The organism is Tardiphaga sp. GW821-FHT12E02 (assembly GCF_058807155.1).
The window spans coordinates 577,239-602,668 of sequence record NZ_JBXAQK010000001.1 but is presented as its reverse complement, the minus strand read 5'-3'; the positions used below and the strand labels follow the sequence as shown (position 1 = coordinate 602,668).

Here is a 25,430-nt window from a genome sequence, read left to right as displayed (position 1 = left end):
TCCTTGCATTGTCAGCGAAATATGGGCTCTTGCTGCCCTTCGCCTAGCACTCTGGGGTCGCAAGGTGCAATCACTCCTCGCCGGGAGCATGATCCCGAAAAGTGGATGCCGGTTTTCGGAATAGATCATGCTCCAGTAAAGAGCGCTCTTATGGCCATTCTCGTCACCCGCCCGCAGCCCGATAATGCCCGCACCGTGGCCGCCTTGCGCGCGCAGGGCTATGTTGCCCTTCCAGCGCCGATGCTGCGCTTCGAAAAAGTGATGTTTTCGCTGGATGCGGAGGCCGATTTCGGCGCCGTGATCGTCACGTCGGCCAATGCCCTGCGCGGCCTTGCAGATCAGCCGGCGGCGAACCGCCTGTTCCGCCTTCCCGTCTTTACGGTCGGGGATCGGACCGCGCAGGCCGCGCAGGATGCCGGTTTCAGGGACGTCATCTCTGCGGGCGGCGATGCCAACGATCTGCGTGCTTTGCTGACGTCGCGGGCGCAGGCCGTGAAACCGCTGCTCTATCTCGCCGGTGCCGATCTCTCCCGCGATCTCGCGGCCGAGCTCGGGACACGCGGTTTTGAGATCGTCACCCACACCACCTATCGCATGGCGCCGGTGGCCGATCTGCCCGACGACGTGACATCCGCCTTCGCCAGCGGGCAGATCGCCGCCGTCCTGCATTATTCCCGTCGCAGCGCCCGCGCCTTCTTCCAGGCCGCGGGCCTCGCCGGTGTCGAGATTTCCGCGCTGGCGATCCCGCATCTTGGCCTGTCCGATGCGGTGGCGAAGATCGCCCACGATGCGGGGGCGACAAAAGTCATGGCCGCGGCCACGCCGGATGAAGATGCCTTATTCGCGGCGCTGGCCCGTGCCATCCCGCCAAATGCACGCTAAAAACGGGTGTTAACAGAGAGGCCACCCAATCTCTGCTAAGGGGGCTGTGTGACTCACGAGGGACTGCATCATGGCCGATGACAACGAGACGGGATCGGTTCCCAATGCCGGCCGGCCCAAGCGCCAGCCGCCGACCCTCGAACTCGCCGCCACCAATGTGACGGAACGGCCGAAAGCCGGTGAAGAACCTGCCGCGCCCGCGCCGGATGTGCCTCCGACCGACGCAGTGCAGCCCGAGGCGCCTGCTGTCGATACATCACCGTCCGATATGCCGCCCTTCGCAGCCGAGCCCGCCGAAGAGGAAGCCACCGCGCCACCGCGTGACAAATCCGCGCTGCTGCTGCCGATCGCCGCAGGCGCCGTGGCCGGTGCGGTCGTCGCCGCTGCCGCGTGGGTCGCGCTGACCAGCATGACACCATCGGATAATGCCGCGACCGAAGCGCTGGCGGCGCGCGTTGCGCAGCTCGAAGCCCGCCCAGTGCCGAAGCCGGACACCGGTCTCGCCACCCGCATCGACGGTATCGAGAAGTCTATCGCAACTCTCCGCAGCGATCTCACTGCTGCCAAGACCCAATCGGATCGCGCGAGCGCCGAGATCAACACGCTCAAATCCGCGCCGCGCGCGGCCGCCGCCGTCGTCGATCTCGCGCCGATCACCGAGCGTCTCAACGTGATCGAACGTGCCACCGGCGATCTGAAATCCTCTGCCGCGCAGCAAAGCGCAAAACCCGTCGATGACCCGGCATTGCGCCGGACCGTGGCCGCCGCATTGCTGGATACATCGGTGCGCCAGAGCGAGCCCTATGCCGCCGCCCTCGCCGCCGTGAAGCCGCTTGCCATCGATCCCGCACAGCTCAAGCCGCTCGACGCCTTCGCCGCATCGGGCGTTCCCAATGATGTCGCGCTGAGCCGTGAACTGCTTGTGCTGCTGCCGAAGCTCACGCCAGCGCCATCCGCAGCGCCATCGCCCGGCACCGGCTTTCTCGATCGCCTGCAGGCCGGCGCCGCAAAGCTCGTCCGCATTGAACGTACCGACGCCGCCAGCAGCGGCAACGGCAGCGCCGTCGCGCGCGCAGCTACCGCTGCCCGCGGCAATGATGTCGCGACGGCCAAGCGTGAGTTGCTGACGCTTGCGCCCGCCGATCGCACCACCGTGCAGCCCTGGCTCGACAAGCTCGCCGCGCGCGATGCGGCGCTTCTGGCCTCCCGTCAATTCGCAGCCGACGCAATGGCGGCGCTCTCCAAACCAGCGCCGTGAGTCCCCGATGATCCGTATCGTTGCCTTTCTCATCCTGATCGCGCTGCTGGCCGCGGGCGCCGCATGGGTCGCCGACCAGACCGGCGATGTCGTGCTGTCCTGGGGCGGCTGGACCATGGCCACGTCGCTGCCGGTGTTCGTGCTGGCGCTCGGTCTCGTCATCGTGGCCGGCATGCTGCTGCTGTGGCTGATTTTCAGCGTCTGGCGTGCGCCATCGCGCTATCGCCGCCACCGCCGCAACAAGCGCCAGGCCCGCGGCCGCCATGCCATCACGCAAGGCCTGCTCGCCATCGGCCAGGGCGATAGCGCCGTCGCCAAACGCCATGCCGGCGTGGCAAAGCGTCTGTCCTCGGATGATCCACTCGCGCTGCTGCTGCATGCGCAATCCGCCCAGCTCGATGGCGATCGCGCCGGTGCCCACCGCGCCTTCCAGGCCATGGCCGAGCGGCAGGACACGCGCCTGCTCGGCCTGCGCGGCCTGTTCATCGAGGCCCAGCGCAGCGACGATCCCGTCAATGCCGTCGCATTGGCCGAAGAAGCCCTGAAGCTCGCGCCGAATTCGACCTGGGCTGCGCAGGCCGTGCTCGGCTTCCGTTGCGCACAATCGGACTGGACCGGCGCGCTCAAGATTCTCGATGCCAATCTGTCATCCGGCCTGATCGATCGTGTCGCCTATCGCCGCCAGCGCGGCGTGCTGCTCACCGCCCGCGCGCTCGATGCCGAGACCAAGGATCGCGACCTCTCCCGCGACAGCGCCATGGAAGCCATTCGCCTGGCGCCGACGCTGATCCCCGCCGCCGTGCTGGCCGCGCGTTTCCAGAGCGAGGCGCATCAGATCCGCCGCGCCATGAAGATCATCGAGGCCGCCTGGCTGGCGCAGCCGCATCCCGATCTCGCCGACGCCTATGCCCATGTGAAACTCGGCGATTCCGCGCGTCAGCGCCTGGTCCGCGTCGAGACGCTGGCGGCGAAAGTGCCTTTCCATGTGGAAGGCGCCCTGGCCATCGCCCGCGCCGCCATCGACGCCGCCGAATACACCAGGGCCCGCGACGCGCTCGCGCCTTTCATCGCCGAGCCGACCCAGCGCACCGCCATGCTGATGGCCGAACTGGAGCGCACCGAACACGGTGACAGCGGCCGCGCCCGCGCCTGGACCCTGCGCGCGGTCCGTGCCCGCCACGATCCGGTCTGGACCGCCGACGGCTATGTCTCGGAACGCTGGCGTCCGGTGTCCCCGGTCACCGGCCGCATCGATGCGTTTCAGTGGCAGGAGCCGCTGGCGGCGCTGCCATCGGGCGATGCCGATCCGTTGGCCTCGCTCGAAGCTGAAATCCTGCGCGAAACCGTGCTGGCGCCGCCGATGCCGCGCCCGGTGGTTCAGCCATTGGCCGATCCCGTCCCGGCCACACCGATCAGCGAAAAACCGCCCGAACCCATTCTGACGCCCGCCGCAGCGACCGAGCCCGATCCGGAACCGGTGCCCGAGACGCTGCCTGCCGATGTCGCACCGCCGCCAAAGCCCGAGCCTGCCCCCGTCCCGCTGTTCCGCGAGCGCGCCGATCTCGCCAAGGGCGTCCGCCCGGCGGTGCCGATTCCAGCCGTCATCCCCATCACCCGCGCCCCGGATGATCCCGGCGTGGACGAAGACGACCCCTATCGCGACGAATTCGCCGAATTGAACAGCGGCCAGCAGCAAGGCGGCTGGCGCGGTTTCATGCGCCGCTGGGGCGGCTGACCCCAGGGTTGCTTCAAGCTGCGCTTTTCGCGCCCATCGGCCTTTCCGCGCCTTGCAAAACCGGGGTGCGGACGATATCAGAGGCCCCATCGCGCCCGGCTGCCCAGCCGAATCGCGACCATGGTTCGCCGCAATAGCTCAGTTGGTAGAGCACGTCATTCGTAATGACGGGGTCACAGGTTCGAGTCCTGTTTGCGGCACCATCCCGCGCTTATGCGCCGCTGATAACCACCACGTCGGGCGCAAAGCGCGCCTTCCCATAAATTGCGCTGCACAACACGATCACGGATCGATCTGGCGTTTGCATTGCTGAATGAAATTGCGAACGGTCGCTGCGCTTTCGCCGCGCCGGAGCGAGACGGCCAGTCGGGCGATCGGGCTTTTTCCCGCCAATGTGCGGAACACGACGCCGGGCACCTGCATGCAGCGCATGCATTCGGGCACCAGTGAAACACCTAGCCCGGTGGCGACAAGGTTGATCACCGAACCGATCTGCGGGGCCATCTGGCCGAGGCTGGGTTCAAATCCGGCGCTTCGGCAGGCCGCATAGATCTCGTCATGCAGGATCGGGCCGGCTGCGGGCGGCAGCAGGATGAAGGGCTCCTCCTTCAGGGCAGCAAGCCTGATCGTTTCGGAGTCCGACAGCGGATGATCGGTCGGCAGAACGGCGACCATCGCTTCAGAGACCAGCAGGCGCTCCTGCAGGTCGGCGCTGCCGGACGCGCCGGGACGCAGGAACACGACATCATATGAGCCGTCCTTGACGCCCTCGATCAGCCGCGGCGTGTTGGCTTCCTCAAGGCGAAGGTCGACCTCGGGATAGGTGCGGCGGAAGGCGCGAATGGTCGCGGCCACCACCGGATTAAACGCCGCAGAGCCGGTATAACCCACCCGCAACGAGCCCACCTCGCCACGGGCCGCCCGCTGTGCATCGCGCGCCGCGCGCTGGATCTGGCCCGGCACGTTCTGGACGGCCGCCAGGAAGGCGAGGCCAGCCTCGGTCAGGAATGTTCCGCTCGGCGCCCGCAAGAACAGCCGGGCTCCCACCATCTCTTCGAGATCGCGAATCTGCCGGCTGAATGGCGGCTGCTGGATGCCGCTGCGCTCCGCGGCGCGGGTGAAATGCTTCTCCTCCGCCAGAGCGAGGAAGTAGTTCACATGTCGCAGCTCGATCATCATGCCTAAAAGGTATCAAGAATGCGCTTCCCATATATTGGACCTCTGACAAAGGTCATGTCAACTTTCTGACAGGCGCAAAGAGGCGCCGCCATCGCATCCCTCGGACATCCCTTGAGCGTCCCCTGGGCCTGCCACCGTGCTGGAGCTTCGATGTCGGAACGATTGATCAGCGATCTCGGTGGAAAGCCGGCCGGCGATATCCCGCGCGACGAGCGCCGCCAGCTGTTCTGGGAAAAGCAGCTTATCGCTGTGGTCAATCTGCTGTCCGCCAAGCTGGACATCACGCTCGATGAATTCCGTCGCGCCGTCGAGGAGATGGCGCCCGACGACTACGCCAAATCCTATCTTTACGGCCGCCGCCTCGACGGCTGGCTACGCCTGCTGATCGAGCGCGGGACCATCGACGTGGAAGAGCATCGCGCCCGTACGCAGCGGATCCTCGCCAGCGGGTCGCGCGACCATGTCTTTTGAAGCACCGCCGCCTTACGCGCCCGGCGCACGCGTGCGGATCGTCGATCTCGCCAAGGCCGGCCATGTGCGGGTGCCTTTCTATGCGCGGGAAAAGGTCGGCGTCGTCGAGCGCTATGGCGGCACCTATGAAAATCCCGAAGACCGGGCCTATGGCCGCGGTCGCGGCACGGCGGTGCGCCTCTATCGCATTCGGCTCAGGCAGCAGGATCTCTGGCCGGATTATGCGGGCGACGCAACCGACACGCTGGAGCTCGAAGTCTATGACCACTGGCTGCGGCCGGAGTGCGAGCAGGAGATGAACGATGCCTGATCATCCGCATGACCACGATCACGACCATGAGCATGATCACGGCCACGACCACGATCATCCGCATGACGCTCACGCCGCGAACGAGGATGACGATCTCGAACTGACCGAGCATGAAGCGAAGTTTCTCGCGCTCAAGGGCATGCTGATCGAACAAGGCATCCTCACGGCCGACGAGATTCGCGTGCGGCTGGAGAGCAATGAATTGCGCACGCCGCATCAGGCGGCGCGGATGGTCGCCAAGGCATGGGTCGATCCGGACTACCGCGCGCGGATGATGGCCGATGCCAAGCAGGCCGCGATCGAGCTTGGCATTCCTGTGACCGAAGCTGCGCTGGTCGCCCTCGAGAATACGTCCGAGCTGCATAATGTCGTGGTCTGCACGCTGTGCTCCTGCTACCCGCGCTCGCTGCTCGGCGAGCCGCCCGCATTTTATGTCAGCAAGGCCTACCGCTCGCGCACGGTGCGCGAGCCGCGCAAGGTGCTGCGCGAGTTCGGTCTCGATTTCCCCGACACCACCGAAATCCGCGTCCACGACAGCAATGCCGACCTCCGTTACGTCGTCATCCCGCGCCGGCCCAACGGCAGCGAGGGGTTCAGCGAACAGCAACTCGCTGCGCTCGTGTGCCGGGATTCGTTGATCGGCTGCGCCCTTGCTCTCGATCCCGCCCGTGCCGCAGCGGCCGATCCGGGCTCACCCCACCATCAGTGACGTTCACGTCAGCAGAGGATCATGACCATGTCGGATACGACCAATCTCGTGAAGCCAAGTGAACGCAATTACGGTCTCGAACATGTCGCGATCGGTGTCGACGTGCGGGTGTCGGCGCAGACCTTCGAGGGCGATCAATGCGTGCCCTGGCATCGGCATACGGAAATCACCGACACATTCTTCTGTCTCGAAGGCATCGGGCGCATTCAGATCAAAGGTCGGAGCGAAGACGCTTTGGTCGCTGTCGGCGACCGCTTCGACGTGACGCCTGGGCTCGAACATCGGGTGTCGTCTGCCGACGGCAAGCGCTGCCGCATGATCCTGATCCAGGGTGTCGGCAAGGCCGATTTCATTCGCGGATCCCAGTCGTAATCCATCGCGCTCCCGCGCGCGGGAGTTATCGATAACAGCACGAGAATGACATTTCATGAAATATATTGGTGCCCTCTCCGCCCTGCTACTCGCCTGCTCGGCATCCGCTGCAATTGCGCAGCAGCCATATCCCAACAAGCCCGTCCGCGTGATCGTACCTTATGCGCCGGGCGGATCGAGCAGCATCTTCACGCGCGCCGTCACCGACAAGCTCGCTGAAAGACTCGGCCAGTCCTTCGTCATCGACAATCGCGGCGGCGCTGGCGGCAATATCGGCGTCGATGTGATCGCGAAGGCGCCGCCGGATGGCTATACGATCGGGCTCGGCGTGATTGCGACGCAGGCCATCAATCCGCACATCTATCCGCGCATGCCCTACAATCCGCTCACGGATTTCGAGCCGATCGCCTATCTGGCGGGGACACCGAACGTCATGGCTGTGAACCCGACGACGGTGAAGGCCAAGACGGTTGCGGAATTCATCGTGGAAGCGAAGGCGTCCAAGCGCCAGTTCGCCATGGCCTCGTCGGGTGTCGGCACGTCGATTCATCTCGCGGGCGAAATGTTCAAGCTCGCCACCGGCGCGCCCATGACGCATGTTCCCTATCGCGGCTCGGCGCAGGCCATCACGGATCTGGTCGCTGGGCAGGTGGATATCGATTTCGATAATTTCCCGTCCTGCATCGAGCAGGTGAAGGCGGGCAATCTTCGCGCGCTCGCCGTGACGTCGGCGACGCGAGCCCCGCAGCTTCCCGATGTGCCGACGCTGCAGGAGAGCGGCCTCGCCGGCTTCGATGTCACCGGATGGTTCGCGCTGTTCGCGCCGAAAGGCACCCCGCGCGACATCGTCATGAAGCTCAATACCGAGATCAATCAGATCCTCCAGACGAAAGAAGTGCAGGACCAGTTCGCGGTGTTCGGCGGCGACATCCGCCTCATGACGCCGGAGCAGTTGGGGGCATTCGTCAAGACCGAACACGAGAAGTGGGGGCGCGTGGTCAAAGAAGCGGGCGTGAAGATCGAATGAGCCGGCGCGCCACGCTCATCGGTCATCATCCACGGTCAGACGGACGACAAATGCCTCATGAATGGGACGCCTATATCCATGCCATGGCCTCGGCTCTCGATCTGCGGGTCGAACCTGACTGGTTGCCGGCGATCAGGGCCAATGTCGACGTGACGATGGCGATGGCCCGCCTCGTCGATGAGTTCAAGCTTCCCGATGTCGCCGAACCCGCGCCTATCTATGTCGCTTGAAAGTGTCTTCACGGCCGATGGGATGTGGCGCAGCGCGTCGGATATTGCGCGCGCCGTCACGGCGAGGCAAACGACGGCGCTCGATGTCGTTGAAGCCGCGCTGGCGCGCATCGAACGCCAAAATCCGGTGCTCAATGCGTTTACCGACATCACGGCGGATCGCGCACGTGCCAAAGCGCGTGCGCTCGACGGTGCGATCACGACAGGCGAGACGGTCGGCCCGCTTGCCGGTGTCCCCTTTGCCGTCAAGAACCTGTTCGATATCGAAGGGCTGGTGACGCGGGCGGGCTCCAGGATCAATCGCGATAACCAGCCGGCCGGGCGCGACGCCACTCTGGTGCAGCGGATGGAGGCGGCAGGGGGCGTGCTCGTCGGCGCGCTGAACATGGGCGAATACGCCTATGACTTCACCGGTGAAAATATCCATGACGGCGCCTCGCGCAATCCGCATGACATCACGCGCATGACCGGTGGATCATCGGGTGGCTCCGGTGGTGCTGTCGGCGGCGCGCTTGTGCCGATTGCGCTCGGGTCAGACACCAATGGATCGATCCGGGTTCCGGCGTCCTTTTGCGGCATCTTCGGCCTGAAGCCCACTTACGGGCGGTTGTCGCGTGCACGCACATTTCCCTTTGTGCCGAGCCTCGATCACCTCGGCCCCTTCGCTCGCTGCGTCGAGGATCTCGCCGGTGCCTATGACGCCATGCAAGGTCCGGATCTCGACGACGCGGCCTGTGTCGCGCGCCCTGTCGAACATGTGTCGCCACTGATCGGAAAAGGCATCGACGGATTGCGGATCGCCACGGCCGGCGGATATTTCCAGACCAACCTGACACCGGAGGCAAAAGAGGCCATTGCTGCCGTGACGAAGGCGCTCGGTGCGACCGCCACTGTGGAGCTGCCCGAGACCGATCGCGCCAGAGCGGCAGCCTTCCTGATCTCGACGGTGGAGGGAGCTTCGCTGCATCTCGATCGTCTGCGCTGCCGCGCTGCCGATTACGATCCGGCGGTGCGCGATCGGTTGTTCGCGGGCGCCATGGTGCCGGCGGCATCGCTGGATCGCGCGCAAAAATTCCGACGCTGGTACCGCGACAGGGTCTTGGAAGTCTTCCGAAACGTCGATGTTATTGTGGCGCCGGCGACGCCGTTCACCGCGCCGACGCTCGGTCAGGCGACATGCGAGCTCGACGGCGTCGAGCGGCCGGTGCGCACCAGCATCGGCCTTCAAACGCAGCCGATCTCCTTCATCGGCCTGCCCGTGGTCGTCGTTCCGGTGCCGCTCGCGCCGATGCCGATCGGCGTGCAGATCATCACGGCGCCCTGGCGGGAGGATATCGGCCTTCGCGTCGCCTGGCACCTGCAGCAGGCGGGCGCGGTCGCTGCGCCACGTGCAAAGGGATTCTGAGATGGATATCGATCTGCCCGAGGTCGTCGCCGAGGTGAGCGCCGCATTCCAGCGCTATGAGAAGGCCCTGACGTCGAACGATGTCGCGGTTCTCGGAGAACTGTTTCGCGTCGATCCGCGAACGATCCGCTACGGGACCGGCGAAAATCTCTACGGCCATGCGGAAATCCAGGCCTTTCGCAGCGCGCGTTCGCCGGTGGGCCTGATGCGCCGTCTCGGGCGCACGGTGATCACCGCCTATGGGCGCGACACCGCCGTGGCATCGACGCTGTTCTATCGCGACACCGCCCCCGGTAAGGTCGGGCGCCAGATGCAGACCTGGATCCGCTTCGCCGAAGGCTGGCGCATCGTGGCGGCCTCCGTCAGCCTGATCGACGAGGCCTGATTGCCGTGAGGGCGGAACGATGTTCCGGGGCGGCCGCGTTTCGCATAGCGGGCGGCGGGTTTTGTCGATGCTTTGACCTTGCGGGCCTTAGCCCCTATTTTGGGGTACAAATTCCGTATCTTAGCCCCCGAGCCTCCCATGACCGCCTCGCTGAAAGCCATCGACGGATCGGCCGATCTGCCGGTTCTGATGAACGACCTCGCCGCCCGCGCCCGCGCGGCGGCTCGGGCGCTCGCGGTGGCGCCAACGGCGCAGAAGAACCAGGCGCTGGCGGCCATGGAGGCGGCGATCCGCGCCGGCTCTGCGGCGATTCTCGCGGCCAATGCCGAGGATGTGGCTGAAGTCCGCGCCAATGGCGCGACGGCGGCTTTCATCGACCGGCTGACGCTGACCGAGGCGCGGGTGCGGGCGATGGCGGATGGCATTCGCGTCATTCATGACATCGAGGATCCCGTCGGACATGTCTCGGAACGCTGGCAGCGGCCGAATGGGATGACCATCGAGCGCGTGCGGGTGCCGCTTGGTGTCGTCGGCGTGATCTTCGAGAGCCGGCCGAATGTGGCGGCGGATGCCGGCGTGTTGTGCCTGAAGTCGGGCAATGCGGTGATTCTGCGCGGGGGCTCGGACAGTTTCCGCTCCTGTCGCGCCATCCATGCATGCCTCGTACAGGGTTTGCGTGAGGCCGGCCTGCCCGAAGCGGCGATCTCGCTGGTGCCGACACGTGATCGCGCGGCGGTGGGGTTGATGCTGACCGGCCTGAATGGCGGTGTCGATGTGATCGTGCCGCGCGGCGGCAAGAGCCTTGTGGCGCGCGTCGAGGCCGAAGCGCGGGTGCCGGTGTTCGCGCATCTCGAAGGCGTCAATCACGTCTATGTGGATCGTGCCGCCAAGCTGGATATGGCGAAGTCGATTGTGCTGAATGCCAAGATGCGCCGGCCGGGCGTCTGCGGCGCGACGGAAACGCTGCTGGTCGACAAGGCCGTGGCCGGCACGCATCTGAAGCCGCTGGTCGATATGCTGCTGGATGCCGGCTGCGAAGTGCGCGGCGATGATGCGGTTCAGCAGGCCGATGCGCGCGTAAAGGCTGCGACGGCCGAGGATTGGGACACCGAATACGAAGACGCGATCATCTCCGCGCGCGTGGTCGATGGTCTCGATGATGCGCTGAAACATATCCACGCGCATTCCTCGCATCACACCGATGCGGTCGTAACCGAAGACGATGCGGTGGCAACGCGCTTCCTCAACGAAGTCGATTCCGCCATCGTGCTGCATAACGCCTCGACGCAATTCGCCGATGGCGGCGAGTTTGGTTTTGGCGCCGAGATCGGCATCGCCACCGGCAAATTCCACGCGCGTGGGCCGGTCGGTGCGGAGCAACTGACGAGCTTCAAATACCGCGTCCACGGCACCGGGCAGACCCGGCCGTGAGTGAACGCCTGCGGGCGCCGCGATCACCCATCTTCATGCACGGCTTTCCGCCGGTCGCTTCCGGCTTGCGGATCGGGCTGCTCGGCGGATCGTTCAATCCGCCCCATGCGGCCCATCGGGCCGCGACCTTGTTTGCCATGAAGCGGCTGCAGCTGGATTTCGTCTGGTGGCTGGTCTCGCCAGGTAACCCGCTGAAGGATCGCAGCAATCTGCATGACCTCACCGAGCGGGTCGAAGCGGCGGCGGCAGTGGCCGATCACCCGCGCATCATCGTCAGTTGTCTCGAAAGCGTCATTGGCACGCGCTATACCGTCGATACCGTCACGTTTCTGCGCCGGCGATGCTCGCACGCACGATTTGTCTGGATCATGGGAGCCGACAATCTCGCCCAGTTTCACCGCTGGGGGCGTTGGCAGCAGATTGCGGACCAAATTCCGATCGCCATCATCAATCGCGCCTCGTCAGATCCAGCGTCGCAAGGTTGCCGCGCCCTGGCGGCACGGGCGCCGCAAGCTTTGGCCCGTTTTCGCCTTCCGGAGCGCGATTCCCGGTCATTGGCCGACCGAAATCCGCCCGCTTGGACGTTTCTGACTGGTCTGAAGCTGACCATGTCATCGACCCGCCTGCGGAACCCGGACGGAAGCTGGAAAAGCTGAGTCCCCCTGCAACCACGAGACGTGCTAGTATGGTCGCGTGCTGGAATATTGAGTCCGGCAAACCCACATGCGTATTTGATCAATCGGGCACCGGATCCGGCACCCGCTCACAGTGAAAGGAATGGTCACCTGGCCACCTCATCGTCCAAGACGGGCGCTTCCAAGAAGGCTTCGTCAAAAGCCGCCGCTTCATCCGACAAGAAGGCTTCGGTGAAGTCTGCTTCCGCTTCCGCCAAGAAGGTCCTGGCTGCCAAAGCCCCGGCTGACAAGGCTCCGGCCAAGAAAGCTGCCGCGCCGAAAAAGGCTGCTGTATCGAAGGCCGTCACGTCCAAAGCCACCGGGTCCAAGGTCGCCGCTCCGAAAGCGGCGAAGCCCACGGCGACCAAATCCGTGATCGCCAAGAAGGCCGCGCCGAAGAAGGCCGTTGCGGCCGAGGCGCATGACAGCGCGACCGAGACGCTCAAGCTGGTGCTGGGCCGCCTCGACGACATGAAGGCAGAAGAGACCGTCACCATCGATCTGCGCGGCAAGTCGGCCTTTTCCGATTACCTGGTCGTCACCACCGGCCGGGCGAACCGCCATGTCGGCGCGATCGCCGAGAATGTCGCGAAGGGCCTGAAAGAAGCCGGCAAGAAGAAGCTGCATGTCGAAGGCATGGCCAATTGCGATTGGGTGCTGATCGATACCGGCGAAGTGATCCTGCATGTCTTCCGCCCGGAAGTCCGCGAGTTCTACAATATCGAGCGGTTGTGGGCGCAAAACCCGTCCGACGAAACGCGGGTAAGCTTGAAAGCTGTATAGCTCGTAGCCTCCGCTCCTCATGGTGAGGAGCGCGCTTGCGCGCGTCTCGAACCATGAGCTGGCCTGGCTCCGGGTTTGCAGCCATCCTTCGAGACGCGCGCAAATGCGCGCTCCTCAGGATGAGGGCTGGAGTAGGTCATAGCCCATGCATCTCCTCGTCATTTCCATCGGCAAACTCAAGCGGGGCCCCGAGCGTGAGTTGGCCGAGCGTTATCGCGAACGGTTCGACGATATCGGCCGGAAGCTCGGCTTTCGCAGCCTGAGCGTTCATGAAATTCCGGAAAGCCGGGCGCGCGATACGGCGACCCGGATGGCCGAGGAGGGCACGGCGATCGCCGCCCTGATTCCCGACAAGGCGATCCTCGTCACCATGGACGAGCGCGGGTCGAGCATTGATAGCGCCAGCTTCGCGCGCCATCTTGGCAAGGCACGGGACGAATCGGTGTCACATTATGTTTTTGTCATCGGCGGCGCGGACGGACTTTCGCCCGAATTGCGGCGCAAATCAAAACTCAGCATTGCCTTCGGCTCGGCAACATGGCCGCACCAGATGGTTCGGGTCATGCTTTTGGAACAGATCTATCGGGCCGCCACCATTCTCGCTGGCCACCCCTATCATCGCGTGTAAAGGCGCTATCGAAACCTTGATGCTGTCGCTGCGGCCTCCTCACCGTGACATCGGACGACGCGCGGCGTCGTTTCCGGCTCTGCTGTTGTCTGCAGGTCTGGCGGGTATCGGTGTTGAATCGGTCCGGGCGCAAACCGTGCCGCCAGCTTCACAACAGCAGGAAGCTGCTGCCCCAGCGACAGACCTCATTCGCCAGCGCGAGCAGGAATTGCAGGCCGCGCGTGAGCAGCAGCAAAAGGCGGCCGAACTTCAGGCCAGGCTGAAAGCCGACATTGCCGCCATCGGTCAGGACCGTGGCAAGCTCAACCAGCAACTGATCGACATCGCCTCGCGCGTGCGTGGTGTCGAAGCGAAGATCGACGATGCGGAAACGCGGTTGCGTCCGCTCGATGCACGCGAGCGCGAGATTCGTACCTCGCTGGATTCGCGCCGTGGTGAAATTGCGGAAGTTCTGGCAGCGCTGCAGCGCGCCGGCCGTCGCGCGCCGCCGGCATTGCTGGTGCGTCCCGAGGATGCCTTGCAGTCGCTGCGCACGGCGATGCTGCTGGGCTCCGTGGTGCCGGACATGCGCGCGCGCGCCGAAAAACTGGTCGCCGACCTCGGCGAGCTGGTGACCTTGCGCAAGGCGATTTCGACCGAACGCGACCAGCTCGCGCTCGATCGCGACAAGCTCAAGGAAGAGCAGACCCGTCTGGCCTCCTTCACCGGCGAACGACAGCGTCAGCTGTCCTCGGTCGAGAAGGACATGGAAGCGGAGAATGCGCGAGCTGTGGCGCTGGCGCGCCAGGTCGATAGCCTCCAGGGCCTCGTCGCCAAGATGGAGCAGGAATCCAAGGCTGCGGCCAAGGCCGCCCAGACTGCCAGCCTTCAGGGCGCCCCGGCCGATCTCGCCAATGGCAAACCGAATGTCGAAGCGCTCAAGAATGCCGGTCGCATGGCACCGGCCATTGCTTTCGCCTCGGCCAAGGGCATGCTGGCAATGCCGGTGAATGGCATCAGGCTGCGGAACTACGGGGCCTCAGATGGCGTTGGTGGCGCGGAAAAAGGCATCTCGGTGGCTGCGCGAGCAGGCGCGCAGGTCACAACCCCGTGTGATGGGTGGGTGGTCTATTCCGGGCCCTTCCGCAGCTATGGACAACTCTTGATCCTCAATGCCGGGGGCGGGTATCATATCCTGATCGCCGGGATGGAGCGTATATCGGTGAACATTGGCCAGTTCGTTCTCGCCGGGGAACCCATCGCCGTGATGGGATCGACCTCGCGGGTGGCGTCCGTTTTCGCGGCCAATGCGAGCCAGCCTGTGCTTTATATCGAGTTCCGTAAGGACGGCACTCCAATTGACCCTGGCCCCTGGTGGGCCGCTAACGAAGGCGAAAAGGTTCGCGGATGATGCGCAAGACTTCCATAATTCTGCTGAGTGCTGCGACCGGTGCCGCTTTGACCCTGTTCGTCACGCAGCCTCGCGCCGTGTTCATGGGCACGAGCGCCCGCGCCGCGACGTCCGATACCTATCGTCAGCTGAACCTGTTCGGCGATGTGTTCGAACGCGTCCGCAGCGACTATGTCGAGAAGCCCGACGACAGCAAGATGATCGAATCCGCGATCTCCGGTATGCTCACCGGCCTCGATCCGCATTCCAGCTACATGGATGCCAAGTCGTTCCGCGACATGCAGGTGCAGACCCGCGGCGAGTTCGGTGGCCTCGGCATCGAAGTCACCATGGAAGACGGCCTGATCAAGGTGGTGTCGCCGATCGACGATACCCCGGCCTCGAAGGCCGGCATCATGGCCAATGACATCATCACCAATCTCGACGACGAAGCCGTGCAGGGCCTGACCCTGAACCAGGCCGTCGAGAAGATGCGCGGCCCGGTGAACACCAAGATCAAGCTCAAGATCATCCGCAAGGGTGCCGATGCGCCGCTGGACGTCACGCTGGTGCGTGACCAGATCCGCGTCCGCTCGGTGCGCGCCCGCGTGGAGAGCGATGACATCGCTTACATCCGCGTCACCACCTTCAACGAGCAGACCACCGAAGGTCTGAAGCGCGAGATCGCGGCGCAGACCGCAGCGATCGGCGCCGACAAGGTGAAGGGCTACATCATCGACCTCCGCAACAATCCGGGCGGCCTGCTGGAAGAAGCGGTCACCGTGTCGGATGCGTTCCTCGATCGCGGCGAAATCGTCTCGACCCGTGGCCGCAATGCCGAGGAAACCCAGCGCCGCACGGCGCATACGGGCGACCTCACCAAGGGCAAGCCGGTGGTGGTGCTGATCAATGGCGGCTCGGCCTCGGCGTCGGAAATCGTCGCCGGCGCGCTGCAGGACCACAAGCGTGCGACCATTCTCGGCACGCGGTCGTTCGGCAAGGGCTCGGTGCAGACCATCATCCCGCTCGGTTCGGGCAATGGCGCGCTGCGCCTGACCACGGCGCGTTACTTCACGCCGTCGGGCAAGTCGATCCAGGCCAAGGGCATCGTGCCGGATATCGAGATCGTGCAGGACGTGCCGGATGAGCTGAAGTCGCGCACCGACACCAAGGGCGAAGCCTCGCTGCGTGGCCACCTGAAGAACGATGGCGACGAGAAGACCGGTTCGCAGTCCTACGTGCCGCCGGATGCCAAGAACGACAAGGCGCTGAAGGCTGCTGCGGATCTTCTGCACGGCATCAAGGTGACCTCGAACGCCGCCGTGACCCAGCCGGAAGTGAAGGCTGCGCAGGGCGACAGCAAGCCGGCCGGTGACAAGCCAGCCAACGAGAACAAGCCCGCTGCGGACAAGCCGGCAGCGAAGTAAGCTGATCTCGGCGGTGGCCGACGAAGTAAGAAAAAGGGCGGCCTTTCGGGCCGCCCTTTTTGCTTTTGTAAGGCCTTCTGCAAAACTCCGTCCCTCATGGTGAGGAGGCGCGTAGCGCCGTCTCGAACCATGAGTTCGTGGAGCTTGGAGCCTGAGGCCATCCTTCGAGACGCGCGCTTTGCGCGCTCCTCAGGATGAGGGGTGGAGTTTGACTGCGCTTACTTGAACGCCACCGATCCCGCGACGTTGTCGATCGCCGGCCGGATCTCCCCGCTGCGATCCGCCGCGAAGAACGACACCAGCCGCACGAAATTCCCGTTCGGCCCGGTCGCAAAATACTGCACGAACCGCTTGTTCTCGCCGGCCTTGCCTTCCAGCAGCACGCCATCGCGACTGCCGCCGAACGACACTTTCTTCTCGGTGTCGATCTCGGCCTTTTCCATCTCGCGCGTCTGCTTCAGCAGCGTCTTCGCGAGAGCTGCTTGATCGACCCCGGCCACCGAACCGCCGCTCACCTGCGAGGACACGATCAGTAGCGGCTGTTCGCCTTTCGGATCGACGCTCTTTTCGCCAACGGTCATCGCCACGCCGGTGCCGCCCATCGTGTCGAGGACACGGAACGGGGCCGACGGCGCCACCTTGAAGGGGAGGCTCGCCAGTTTGTCGGCTTCTGACGGCGGTGCGCCGAGCGACACCGTCTTCAGCATCGCCTTGATGGCGGCATCGTCGAGCTTCGCAGTGGGCATCGCCTGCACAGTGATCATCACCGTGCGGCTGCCTTGTGCCAGCGCGACCCATTTGCCGAGCCTGGTGCCGGCTGCGGTCTGCGTGCCGCTGGCGAGGAAGGCTTCGCCCGATGCGGTCGGCACCTTGTCGAGCGTCGCGACCTCGATGCCTTTCTGTTTGAATCCGGCCCGCACGGTGTCGATGCTGCCGAACAGTGTGGAGAGCTGTGGCCAGGCTTCCGGCGGCAATTCAGCGATCAGGATGCTGGATTTCGTCTTCTCGTCCGCAAAGCCAGCAAAATCCTTGGCCGGCGTGAAGCCGGCGGGTGGCGTGATGGTCACCGTGGTGCCGGTCACACGTTGCGGGGTCTGTGCCGAGGCGCTGAGCGGAATCAATCCGCCGGCCACGATGCACGAGAGAATTAGAACGGTTCGGGGGATGGCATTTGCGCTCATCATCTGTCCTTCGTTTCAAACGTCAGTGCGTGGTTGTCGTCCTGAGGGCGGATGGGGTTCGGTAATTCACCTCGCCTCGTCCCCGGCCCCTCATGATGAGGAGGCGCAAAGCGCCGTCTCGAACCATGAGGTCGCCGGGCTCGGAGCTTGCGGCCATCCTTCGAGACGCGCGCAAAGGCGCGCTCCTCAGGATGAAGGGAGAGGATACAAAAAAGCCTGCCGTCATGTGATGACGACAGGCTCTTTTACTCAACGCTTACTCTACTCAACTGCAACGCAACGCTACTGAACTCGACGGTCAGAGACGCGATACGCTGTTCTTCTTACATGACTTCAGCAACAACCTTGCCGACACCGCGGCTGGTGAGCCCGATGGCGCTGGCTGCGCCCTTGGACAGGTCGAGCACACGACCACGAATGAACGGGCCGCGATCATTGACGGTGACAACGACGCTGCGGCCGCCATGGGTCACGCGCAGCTTGGTGCCGAACGGCAGCGAACGATGCGCGGCGGTCATGGCATTCTGATTGAAGCGGGCGCCCGAAGCGGTCTTGTTGCCGGCTTCGTTGCCGTAGAACGACGCGACGCCCGAGAAGCTGCGGCCGCCGGTGCGGGCCGGAGCGGCGATGTCCGGCGCAGCGATGGGCGCGAACGGGCCGATCGACGCATTGGCTTCAAAGGGATTGGTCTCCGCCGCAGCTTTCTTGGCGACGTGATGATGGTGATGCTTGTGGTGATGGCGGTGCTTGGACTTGGCCGAAGCTTCCGAAACCGTTCCCCCAAGAGCGACAGTGGCGGCAATCAGAGCGATCGCCATGCGCGGCTGGGCAACAAAACCCAGCGCCGACTTTCCGTAACGCAGCATATATCGTAGTCCCTCAGACAGTATTGCCACAACTGTGGCAAGTGGACCCCCGTCCCGATTTCACTGAGGGTGCGTTTGACGACGTATTAAGGCGTAAAATGGGCGGTCAATTCGTTCCGTTTCATGTTGAAATATCTTGTGATGGAACGAAGTATAGCCTTCACGTCGCTTTAACCAATTTTTAACTACGATGATTACGATTGATTACTTATCTATACTGTATATCGAAGTCATAGCTTTCCGACAAAAGCATTCGTTAAGTAATCGTCAACGCGCGGTCGCAAGGCGGCTGTGGGTGGCTCATTGACGGTGCCGGACGCCGGCAAACAGGGGCGGCCGTAGCCACACACCGCGATGTGAATTGCCTTGGTGGCGAAAATCTACTCACCTGCCACCATGCGGAATTGAGAATACGCAATTGGGCGGCGGTCCGGATTTGCCCCTGCGGGCGCCGGAAATTTCGTCTCGCGGTTCTCTGAAATGATTCTTCGCTCTGTGCTGCGACAAGGCATCCTGAAACGCTTTCGTCGCGTTGCATGGCCGTGCGCGCCATGCTAGCAAAGCCGCGATTTGAACGGGCGGGGGCGCTCTGCCACTGCCGTAAAAATCGAAGTCCCGCTTGAATTCCAAGGACTTGGACCTCTCAGCGCCACCCAATCGGCGATGGTTCTTGCCTTGCGAATTTGACAGCCTGAAGAGCACAATTCGTGGCAGCAGAAGATCCGTCGGTTTCGGGAGTGTCCGGTCGTTACGCAACAGCCTTGTTTGAGCTGGCGCGTGACGAAAAGTCCGTCGATGCGGTGAAGGCCGATCTCGACAAGTTTTCAGCCCTGTTGAACGAGAGCGCCGATCTGGCCCGCCTCGTGCGCAGCCCGGTGTTTACCGCTGACGATCAGCGCAAGGCGCTGGGTGCGGTGCTCGCCAAGGCCGGTATTTCCGGCATTACCGCCAATTTCATCAGTGTCCTGATTGCGAACCGTCGTTTGTTCGTCGTCTCGGACGTGATCCGCGCCTTCAATGCGCTGGTCGCCAGGTTCAAGGGTGAAGCCACGGCCGACGTCACCGTCGCCGAAACGCTCTCGGACAAGAATCTCGACGCCTTGAAGGCCGCACTGAAGTCAGTGACCGGCAAGGATGTCGCGCTCAACGTGAAGGTCGATCCGTCCATCATCGGCGGGCTTGTCGTTAAACTCGGCAGCCGCATGGTCGATAGCTCGCTTCGCACCAAACTCAACTCGATCAAGCACGCGATGAAAGAGGCAGGCTGATGGACATCCGCGCCGCAGAAATTTCCGCAATCCTCAAGGATCAGATCAAGAATTTCGGCCAGGAAGCCGAAGTTTCCGAAGTCGGTCAGGTGCTGTCCGTCGGTGACGGTATCGCCCGCGTTTACGGTCTCGACAATGTTCAGGCCGGTGAAATGGTTGAATTCGAGAACGGCACGCGCGGCATGGCGCTGAACCTCGAAACCGACAATGTCGGTGTCGTTATTTTCGGTGCCGACCGCGAGATCAAGGAAGGCCAGACCGTCAAGCGCACCCGCGCCATCGTGGACGCGCCGGTCGGCAAGGGCCTGCTCGGCCGCGTGGTCGATGGTCTCGGCAATCCGATCGACGGCAAGGGTCCGATCCAGGCCGACAAGCGCATGCGCGTCGACGTCAAGGCGCCGGGCATCATTCCGCGCAAGTCGGTGCATGAGCCGATGGCGACCGGCCTGAAGTCGATCGACGCCCTGATCCCGGTCGGCCGTGGCCAGCGCGAGCTGATCATCGGTGACCGTCAGACCGGCAAGACCGCGATCGCGCTCGACACCATCCTGAACCAGAAGTCGCTGAACGGCGCCGGCGCTCCCGAGAGCCAGAAGCTGTATTGCGTTTACGTGGCCGTCGGTCAGAAGCGTTCGACCGTCGCCCAGTTCGTGAAGGTGCTCGAAGAGCAGGGCGCGCTGGAGTATTCGGTCGTCGTCGCCGCCACCGCGTCGGACCCGGCTCCGATGCAGTACATCGCGCCGTTCACCGGCTGCACCATCGGCGAATTCTTCCGCGACAACGGCATGCATGCCGTGATCGTGTATGACGATTTGTCGAAGCAGGCCGTGGCCTACCGCCAGATGTCGCTGCTGCTGCGCCGCCCGCCGGGCCGCGAAGCTTATCCCGGCGACGTGTTCTATCTTCACTCGCGTCTCCTCGAGCGCGCTGCGAAGCTGAATGACGAGCAGGGCAATGGCTCGCTGACCGCTCTGCCGGTCATCGAAACCCAGGCCAACGACGTGTCGGCCTACATCCCGACCAACGTGATTTCGATCACCGACGGTCAGATCTTCCTCGAAACCGACCTGTTCTTCCAGGGCATCCGTCCTGCCGTGAACGTCGGTCTGTCGGTGTCGCGCGTCGGTTCGTCGGCGCAGACCAAGGCGATGAAGAAGGTCGCCGGCAAGATCAAGGGCGAGCTCGCGCAGTACCGCGAAATGGCGGCGTTCGCGCAGTTCGGTTCGGACCTCGATGCCTCGACCCAGCGCCTGCTGAACCGCGGTTCGCGCCTGACCGAACTCCTGAAGCAGCCGCAGTTCTCGCCGCTGAAGATGGAAGAGCAGGTCGCCGTGATCTGGGCTGGCACCAACGGCTATCTCGACAACCTGCCCGTTTCCAAGGTTCGCGCCTTCGAAGACGGCCTGCTGTCGCTGCTGCGCGGCAAGAATGCCGACATCCTCGACTCGATCCGCGATACCCGCGACCTCAACGACGAAACTGCCGCCAAGCTGAAGGCAGCCGTCGAAGGTTTCGCGAAGACCTTCGCGTAACTCACTTCCAACCTCTCCCGCTTGCGGGGGAGGTCGACCGGCAAAGCCGGTCGGGTGGGGGCAGCCACACGCTCCGGCGTTTGTGGCTACCCCCACCCCGACCCTCCCCCGCAAGTGCGGGAGAGGGGGACGCAACCGACGTAGTGGATCAGGGCTGAATGGCTTCCCTTAAAGACATGCGCGTTCGCATCGCCTCGACGAAGGCGACGCAGAAGATCACCAAGGCCATGCAGATGGTCGCGGCGTCGAAGCTGCGCCGTGCGCAGAGCGCCGCCGAAGCTGCACGCCCTTATGCCGAGAAGATGGATGAGGTGATCGCATCGATCGCCGGCGCCTCCACCGGTGGCGGCGGCCCGCAGCTGCTGGTCGGCAACGGCAAGGACCAGACGCATCTCTTGCTGGTCTGCACCGGCGAGCGCGGCCTGTCCGGTGCGTTCAACTCCTCGATCGTGCGTCTCGCCCGCGAGCGCGCGCTGGCGCTGCTCGCCCAGGGCAAGACGGTCAAGATCTTCTGTGTCGGCCGCAAGGGCTATGAGCAGCTGCGCCGCCAGTTCGACAAGCACATCATCGAGAACATCGAGCTCCGCTCGGTGCGTCAGCTCGGCTTCGTCAATGCGGAAGACATCGCCAAGAAGGTGATCGCCCGCTTCGAAGCCGGCGAGTTCGATGTCGCCACGCTGTTCTATTCGCGCTTCAAGTCGGTGATCTCGCAGATCCCGACCGCCCAGCAGATCATCCCGCTGGAAGTCGCAAAGCAGGCCGAGACCAAGGGTCCGACCCCGGTTTACGACTATGAGCCGGCGGAAGACGAAATCCTCGACGGTCTGCTGCCGCGCAATCTCGCGGTGCAGATCTTCCGCGCACTGCTGGAAAACAACGCTTCGTTCTACGGCGCGCAGATGAGCGCCATGGACAATGCGACCCGCAATGCCGGCGACATGATCCGCAAGCAGACCCTCGTTTATAACCGGACCCGTCAGGCCCAGATCACGAAAGAACTCATCGAGATCATTTCGGGCGCCGAGGCCGTCTAACCAATTCAACCACTTTACGGCCTGCCGCAGGCCGATCCGCACTTCAAGGAGATAGTTTCCATGGCTGCTGCCAATCAAACCGGACGCATCACCCAGGTCATCGGCGCCGTCGTCGACGTGCAGTTCGAAGGCCATCTGCCCGCCATTCTGAACTCGCTCGAGACCAAGAACGGCAACAACCGTCTGGTGCTCGAAGTCGCCCAGCATCTCGGCGAATCCACCGTCCGCACCATCGCGATGGACACCACCGAAGGTCTGGTCCGCGGCCAGGAAGTCACCGACACCAACCAGCCGATCACGGTGCCGGTGGGTGAAGGCACGCTCGGCCGCATCATCAACGTCATCGGCGAGCCGATCGACGAAGCCGGTCCGGTCAAGTCCGACACCCGTCGTCCGATCCACGCCAATGCGCCGGAATACACCGAGCAGTCGACGGAAGCTGAAATTCTCGTCACCGGCATCAAGGTCGTCGACCTGCTGGCGCCTTACGCCAAGGGCGGCAAGATCGGCCTGTTCGGCGGCGCCGGCGTGGGCAAGACCGTTCTCATTCAGGAACTGATCAACAACGTCGCCAAGGCGCACGGCGGTTACTCGGTGTTCGCCGGCGTCGGCGAGCGTACCCGCGAAGGTAACGACCTCTATCACGAGTTCATCGAATCCAACGTGAACAAGAAGGGCGGCGGCGAAGGCTCCAAGTGCGCTCTCGTGTTCGGCCAGATGAACGAACCCCCGGGCGCCCGCGCCCGCGTCGCGCTCACCGGTCTGACCATCGCGGAAGACTTCCGCGACAAGGGCCAGGACGTGCTGTTCTTCGTCGACAACATCTTCCGCTTCACCCAGGCGGGTTCGGAAGTGTCGGCGCTGCTCGGCCGTATTCCGTCGGCGGTGGGTTATCAGCCGACGCTCGCGACCGACATGGGCGCGCTGCAGGAGCGCATCACCACCACCACCAAGGGTTCGATCACCTCGGTGCAGGCCATTTACGTGCCGGCCGACGACTTGACCGACCCGGCGCCGGCCGCTTCGTTCGCCCATCTTGACGCGACCACCACGCTGTCGCGCTCGATCGCTGAAAAGGGCATCTATCCGGCGGTTGACCCGCTCGACTCGACCTCGCGCATGCTCTCCCCGCTGGTTGTCGGCGAAGAGCATTACGGCGTCGCCCGTCAGGTGCAGCAGGTGCTCCAGCGCTACAAGGCGCTGCAGGACATCATCGCCATTCTCGGCATGGACGAACTGTCCGAAGAGGACAAGCTGGCCGTGGCCCGCGCCCGCAAGATCGAGCGCTTCATGTCGCAGCCGTTCCACGTCGCTGAAATCTTCACCGGCTCGCCGGGCAAGTTCGTCGACCTCGCCGACACCATCAAGGGCTTCAAGGGCCTGGTGGAAGGCAAGTACGATCACCTGCCGGAAGCGGCCTTCTACATGGTCGGCACGATCGAAGAAGCCGTCGAGAAGGGCAAGAAGCTGGCTGCCGAAGCCGCTTAAGTTACTTCTGTTACCCTCTCCCGCTTGCGGGGGAGGGCCAGGGTGGGGGCTGCCACAAGCGCCGTCGCCCGTGGCGCCCCCACCCCGACCCTCCCCCGCAAGAGCGGGAGAGGGAGAAGTAAGCCGACAACGACGCGGACAGCACCATGGCCACCTTCCACTTCGATCTCGTCTCGCCGGAAAAGCTCGCCTTCTCGGGCGAAGTTGAGCAGGTCGATATTCCCGGTCTCGAAGGCGATGTCGGCGTGATGGCCGGCCATGCGCCTGCGGTGATCGCGCTGCGTCCGGGCATCATGAATGTCACCACGGCCGGCAAGACCGAGAAGATCATCGTGCTCGGCGGTCTCGCTGAAGTGTCGGAAAAGGGTCTGACGGTTCTCGCCGATGTCGCGACCTCGCTCGCCGAACTCGATCGCGAAGCCTTTGCGAAGGACATCGCCGAGATGGAAGAGAAGCTGTCCGGCAAGGAAGGCAACGTCCTCGACCGCGCCATCGAGCGTCTCGACCAGTTCAAGGTGATCCAGCAGAACATCACCTCGACGGCGATGCATTAAGCGCTGGACGAAGAGAGATACAAAGAAGCCCCGAGAGCGATCTCGGGGCTTCTTTCGTTTCATCTCCACCCTCATCCTGAGGAGCCGCGTAGCGGCGTCTCGAAGGATGGCAGTAAAACTCCGGAGCCAGGTCACCTCATGGTTCGAGACGGCGCTACGCGCCTCCTCACCATGAGGGATAGAGTTGCGGTCGACGCAGACAGTGCTGACCAAATGCGCCGCATCACGCCGGCTGCTGCACCGGCACCGTTGCGCCTTCCACCGTCGCATGGAGATGCGCGACCAGCCCGTCCTCGAGCCTGAGCTTCGTCGCCAACTGGGCCAGATAGCTACGCTCGGCGGGGTGGTCGAGATCGATGGCGAGCAGCGAGACCGTATAGATCTCGGCTGCTTCCTCCGGCGTGCGTGCCGCACTGGCGACAGCATCGACATTCAGCGGCGTGCGCAATTCGTCCATGACGAACGCCTTGTCCTCCGCGGTGAGCGGCATCCGGTCCATCTGCGCAAAGATGTTGGTCTGTTCGGTCGCGTCGATATGGCCGTCGGCCTTGGCCGCGGCGATCATGGCGCGCAGCAGATTGCTGCTCAGCGATTGCTGGTCGGTCGGCTGGGTCGGATTGAACGGGGTGTCGCTTGGCGGCGGCAGCAGCGGTGTCTCGGTCGCAACGGCCGGTGTCGCCTGCTTGCCGGCCTGATAATTCTGATAGGCCCGATACGCGAGCGCTCCTGCCACGGCCATGCCGCCATAGGTCAGCGCACTGCCGGCAATCTTGCGGCCTTTCTTCGAGCCGAGCAGCAGGCCGGCAATGCCGCCGGTCATGGCGCCGCCACCGAAGCCGCCGAGGAAACCGCCGGCCTTCTGCAGCAAGTCATTGCCACTTGCGCCGCCAAGCTGACCGAATGACCCGCCGGGCTGCTGGCCCTGATCGCGCTGATTGGGACTGCCCTGATTCAGCCCGCCGATGAACTGGTCCAGCAGGCTCTTGGGGTCGAACATCGTGTCATTCCTCATTGTCTCGGAGGTCTCGACCTATGAGGCGATGGCGACGATGTAAGGACACGAGGCTGCGGCCAGATGTCCTGCGACCGGATGGACCGGGTGCGAAGATCTCGTTTTGTCGTCGCCCGGTTTAATCGGGCGATCCAGCACGAACATCTCGGCGGATCCCAAAGGTCCGTGTCTACTGGTCACCCGGTCAAGCCGGGTGACGACAATTATGAGTTATTTCAGC

At 63.9% G+C, this 25,430-nt stretch carries 26 protein-coding genes and 1 tRNA gene; 23 read left to right on the top strand and 4 right to left on the bottom strand.

Translation table 11 applies throughout. From position 1 onward, the window contains the following. Window positions 1–150 precede the first annotated feature (150 nt). The 4 genes from AC1RQ5_RS02875 (at window position 151) to AC1RQ5_RS02860 (ending at window position 4,078) form a co-directional block, all read left to right on the top strand. On the top strand, window positions 151–882 hold the full coding sequence (locus tag AC1RQ5_RS02875; protein WP_493197025.1) for a uroporphyrinogen-III synthase: 732 nt from the start codon (window positions 151–153) through the stop codon (window positions 880–882). A gap of 70 nt (window positions 883–952) precedes the next feature. Next, window positions 953–2,140, top strand: coding sequence for a COG4223 family protein (locus tag AC1RQ5_RS02870; protein WP_493197024.1), 1,188 nt, complete (start codon window positions 953–955; stop codon window positions 2,138–2,140). 7 nt (window positions 2,141–2,147) lie between these two features. After that, window positions 2,148–3,875, top strand: coding sequence for a heme biosynthesis protein HemY (locus tag AC1RQ5_RS02865; RefSeq protein WP_493197023.1), 1,728 nt, complete (start codon window positions 2,148–2,150; stop codon window positions 3,873–3,875). Between the two features lie 127 nt (window positions 3,876–4,002). Then, window positions 4,003–4,078: transfer RNA gene (locus AC1RQ5_RS02860), tRNA-Thr, on the top strand. A gap of 79 nt (window positions 4,079–4,157) precedes the next feature. Here AC1RQ5_RS02860 and AC1RQ5_RS02855 read toward each other — a convergent pair. Then, window positions 4,158–5,054: a LysR family transcriptional regulator gene (locus AC1RQ5_RS02855; protein WP_398484563.1), complete on the bottom strand. Its 897-nt coding sequence runs from the start codon at window positions 5,052–5,054 to the stop codon at window positions 4,158–4,160. Between the two features lie 150 nt (window positions 5,055–5,204). Between AC1RQ5_RS02855 and AC1RQ5_RS02850 the strand changes: the two genes are divergently transcribed. From AC1RQ5_RS02850 to AC1RQ5_RS02785, 14 genes are all read left to right on the top strand, one after another. After that, the gene (locus AC1RQ5_RS02850; protein WP_493197022.1) at window positions 5,205–5,525 is read left to right on the top strand and encodes a hypothetical protein; all 321 of its coding nucleotides are present in this window, start codon (window positions 5,205–5,207) and stop codon (window positions 5,523–5,525) included. Next, the gene (locus AC1RQ5_RS02845) at window positions 5,515–5,835 is read left to right on the top strand and encodes an SH3-like domain-containing protein (RefSeq protein WP_493197021.1); all 321 of its coding nucleotides are present in this window, start codon (window positions 5,515–5,517) and stop codon (window positions 5,833–5,835) included. The genes AC1RQ5_RS02850 and AC1RQ5_RS02845 overlap by 11 nt, the downstream gene beginning before the upstream one ends. After that, on the top strand, window positions 5,828–6,544 hold the full coding sequence (locus tag AC1RQ5_RS02840) for a nitrile hydratase subunit alpha (protein WP_493197020.1): 717 nt from the start codon (window positions 5,828–5,830) through the stop codon (window positions 6,542–6,544). The genes AC1RQ5_RS02845 and AC1RQ5_RS02840 overlap by 8 nt, the downstream gene beginning before the upstream one ends. 21 nt (window positions 6,545–6,565) lie before the next feature. After that, on the top strand, window positions 6,566–6,916 hold the full coding sequence (locus tag AC1RQ5_RS02835; protein WP_493197019.1) for a cupin domain-containing protein: 351 nt from the start codon (window positions 6,566–6,568) through the stop codon (window positions 6,914–6,916). 55 nt (window positions 6,917–6,971) lie between these two features. Next, on the top strand, window positions 6,972–7,943 hold the full coding sequence (locus AC1RQ5_RS02830; protein WP_398483824.1) for a Bug family tripartite tricarboxylate transporter substrate binding protein: 972 nt from the start codon (window positions 6,972–6,974) through the stop codon (window positions 7,941–7,943). Between the two features lie 50 nt (window positions 7,944–7,993). Further along, a complete protein-coding gene (locus AC1RQ5_RS02825; protein WP_493197018.1) occupies window positions 7,994–8,173 on the top strand; it encodes a DUF4089 domain-containing protein in 180 nt (59 codons plus the stop codon). Continuing rightward, window positions 8,163–9,578, top strand: a complete 1,416-nt coding sequence (locus AC1RQ5_RS02820) for an AtzE family amidohydrolase (RefSeq protein WP_493197017.1) — start codon at window positions 8,163–8,165, stop codon at window positions 9,576–9,578. The genes AC1RQ5_RS02825 and AC1RQ5_RS02820 overlap by 11 nt, the downstream gene beginning before the upstream one ends. A 1-nt stretch (window position 9,579) precedes the next feature. Next, the gene (hpxZ, locus tag AC1RQ5_RS02815) at window positions 9,580–9,963 is read left to right on the top strand and encodes an oxalurate catabolism protein HpxZ (RefSeq protein WP_493197016.1); all 384 of its coding nucleotides are present in this window, start codon (window positions 9,580–9,582) and stop codon (window positions 9,961–9,963) included. Between the two features lie 138 nt (window positions 9,964–10,101). Beyond that, window positions 10,102–11,394: a glutamate-5-semialdehyde dehydrogenase gene (locus AC1RQ5_RS02810; RefSeq protein ID WP_493197015.1), complete on the top strand. Its 1,293-nt coding sequence runs from the start codon at window positions 10,102–10,104 to the stop codon at window positions 11,392–11,394. Continuing rightward, the gene (locus tag AC1RQ5_RS02805) at window positions 11,391–12,050 is read left to right on the top strand and encodes a nicotinate-nucleotide adenylyltransferase (protein ID WP_493197014.1); all 660 of its coding nucleotides are present in this window, start codon (window positions 11,391–11,393) and stop codon (window positions 12,048–12,050) included. The genes AC1RQ5_RS02810 and AC1RQ5_RS02805 overlap by 4 nt, the downstream gene beginning before the upstream one ends. Window positions 12,051–12,443: 393 nt before the next feature. Beyond that, entirely contained in the window at window positions 12,444–12,851 is a 408-nt protein-coding gene (rsfS, locus tag AC1RQ5_RS02800; protein WP_398483848.1) for a ribosome silencing factor, read from the top strand. 145 nt (window positions 12,852–12,996) lie between these two features. Continuing rightward, a complete protein-coding gene (gene rlmH / locus AC1RQ5_RS02795) occupies window positions 12,997–13,479 on the top strand; it encodes a 23S rRNA (pseudouridine(1915)-N(3))-methyltransferase RlmH (protein WP_493197013.1) in 483 nt (160 codons plus the stop codon). Between the two features lie 19 nt (window positions 13,480–13,498). Further along, the gene (locus AC1RQ5_RS02790; protein WP_493197012.1) at window positions 13,499–14,869 is read left to right on the top strand and encodes a murein hydrolase activator EnvC family protein; all 1,371 of its coding nucleotides are present in this window, start codon (window positions 13,499–13,501) and stop codon (window positions 14,867–14,869) included. Further along, entirely contained in the window at window positions 14,866–16,275 is a 1,410-nt protein-coding gene (locus AC1RQ5_RS02785; RefSeq protein WP_493197011.1) for a S41 family peptidase, read from the top strand. Before AC1RQ5_RS02790 ends, AC1RQ5_RS02785 begins: the two co-directional genes overlap by 4 nt. 218 nt (window positions 16,276–16,493) lie before the next feature. On the opposite strand, the gene AC1RQ5_RS02780 is transcribed toward AC1RQ5_RS02785, so the two are convergent. Together AC1RQ5_RS02780 and AC1RQ5_RS02775 are read right to left on the bottom strand one after the other, a co-directional pair. Further along, complete coding sequence (locus tag AC1RQ5_RS02780; RefSeq protein WP_493197010.1) at window positions 16,494–17,456, bottom strand: hypothetical protein; 963 nt, start codon at window positions 17,454–17,456, stop codon at window positions 16,494–16,496. A 323-nt stretch (window positions 17,457–17,779) separates the two neighbouring features. Beyond that, window positions 17,780–18,322 (bottom strand): septal ring lytic transglycosylase RlpA family protein, encoded by a 543-nt coding sequence (locus tag AC1RQ5_RS02775; RefSeq protein WP_398483845.1) that lies wholly within the window; start codon window positions 18,320–18,322, stop codon window positions 17,780–17,782. Between the two features lie 707 nt (window positions 18,323–19,029). Here AC1RQ5_RS02775 and AC1RQ5_RS02770 point away from each other — a divergent pair. The 5 genes from AC1RQ5_RS02770 (at window position 19,030) to AC1RQ5_RS02750 (ending at window position 24,198) form a co-directional block, all read left to right on the top strand. Then, window positions 19,030–19,590 (top strand): F0F1 ATP synthase subunit delta, encoded by a 561-nt coding sequence (locus AC1RQ5_RS02770; RefSeq protein ID WP_493197009.1) that lies wholly within the window; start codon window positions 19,030–19,032, stop codon window positions 19,588–19,590. Then, a complete protein-coding gene (atpA, locus tag AC1RQ5_RS02765; RefSeq protein ID WP_398481674.1) occupies window positions 19,590–21,122 on the top strand; it encodes a F0F1 ATP synthase subunit alpha in 1,533 nt (510 codons plus the stop codon). Before AC1RQ5_RS02770 ends, atpA begins: the two co-directional genes overlap by 1 nt. Before the next feature lie 158 nt (window positions 21,123–21,280). Continuing rightward, window positions 21,281–22,156 (top strand): F0F1 ATP synthase subunit gamma, encoded by an 876-nt coding sequence (locus AC1RQ5_RS02760; RefSeq protein WP_493197008.1) that lies wholly within the window; start codon window positions 21,281–21,283, stop codon window positions 22,154–22,156. A gap of 60 nt (window positions 22,157–22,216) precedes the next feature. Next, complete coding sequence (gene atpD, locus AC1RQ5_RS02755; RefSeq protein WP_398481678.1) at window positions 22,217–23,644, top strand: F0F1 ATP synthase subunit beta; 1,428 nt, start codon at window positions 22,217–22,219, stop codon at window positions 23,642–23,644. Window positions 23,645–23,790: 146 nt separating this feature from the next. Further along, window positions 23,791–24,198 (top strand): F0F1 ATP synthase subunit epsilon, encoded by a 408-nt coding sequence (locus AC1RQ5_RS02750; protein WP_398481680.1) that lies wholly within the window; start codon window positions 23,791–23,793, stop codon window positions 24,196–24,198. A gap of 223 nt (window positions 24,199–24,421) precedes the next feature. On the opposite strand, the gene AC1RQ5_RS02745 is transcribed toward AC1RQ5_RS02750, so the two are convergent. Then, window positions 24,422–25,195: a tellurite resistance TerB family protein gene (locus tag AC1RQ5_RS02745; RefSeq protein ID WP_493197007.1), complete on the bottom strand. Its 774-nt coding sequence runs from the start codon at window positions 25,193–25,195 to the stop codon at window positions 24,422–24,424. Window positions 25,196–25,430: the final 235 nt, after the last annotated feature.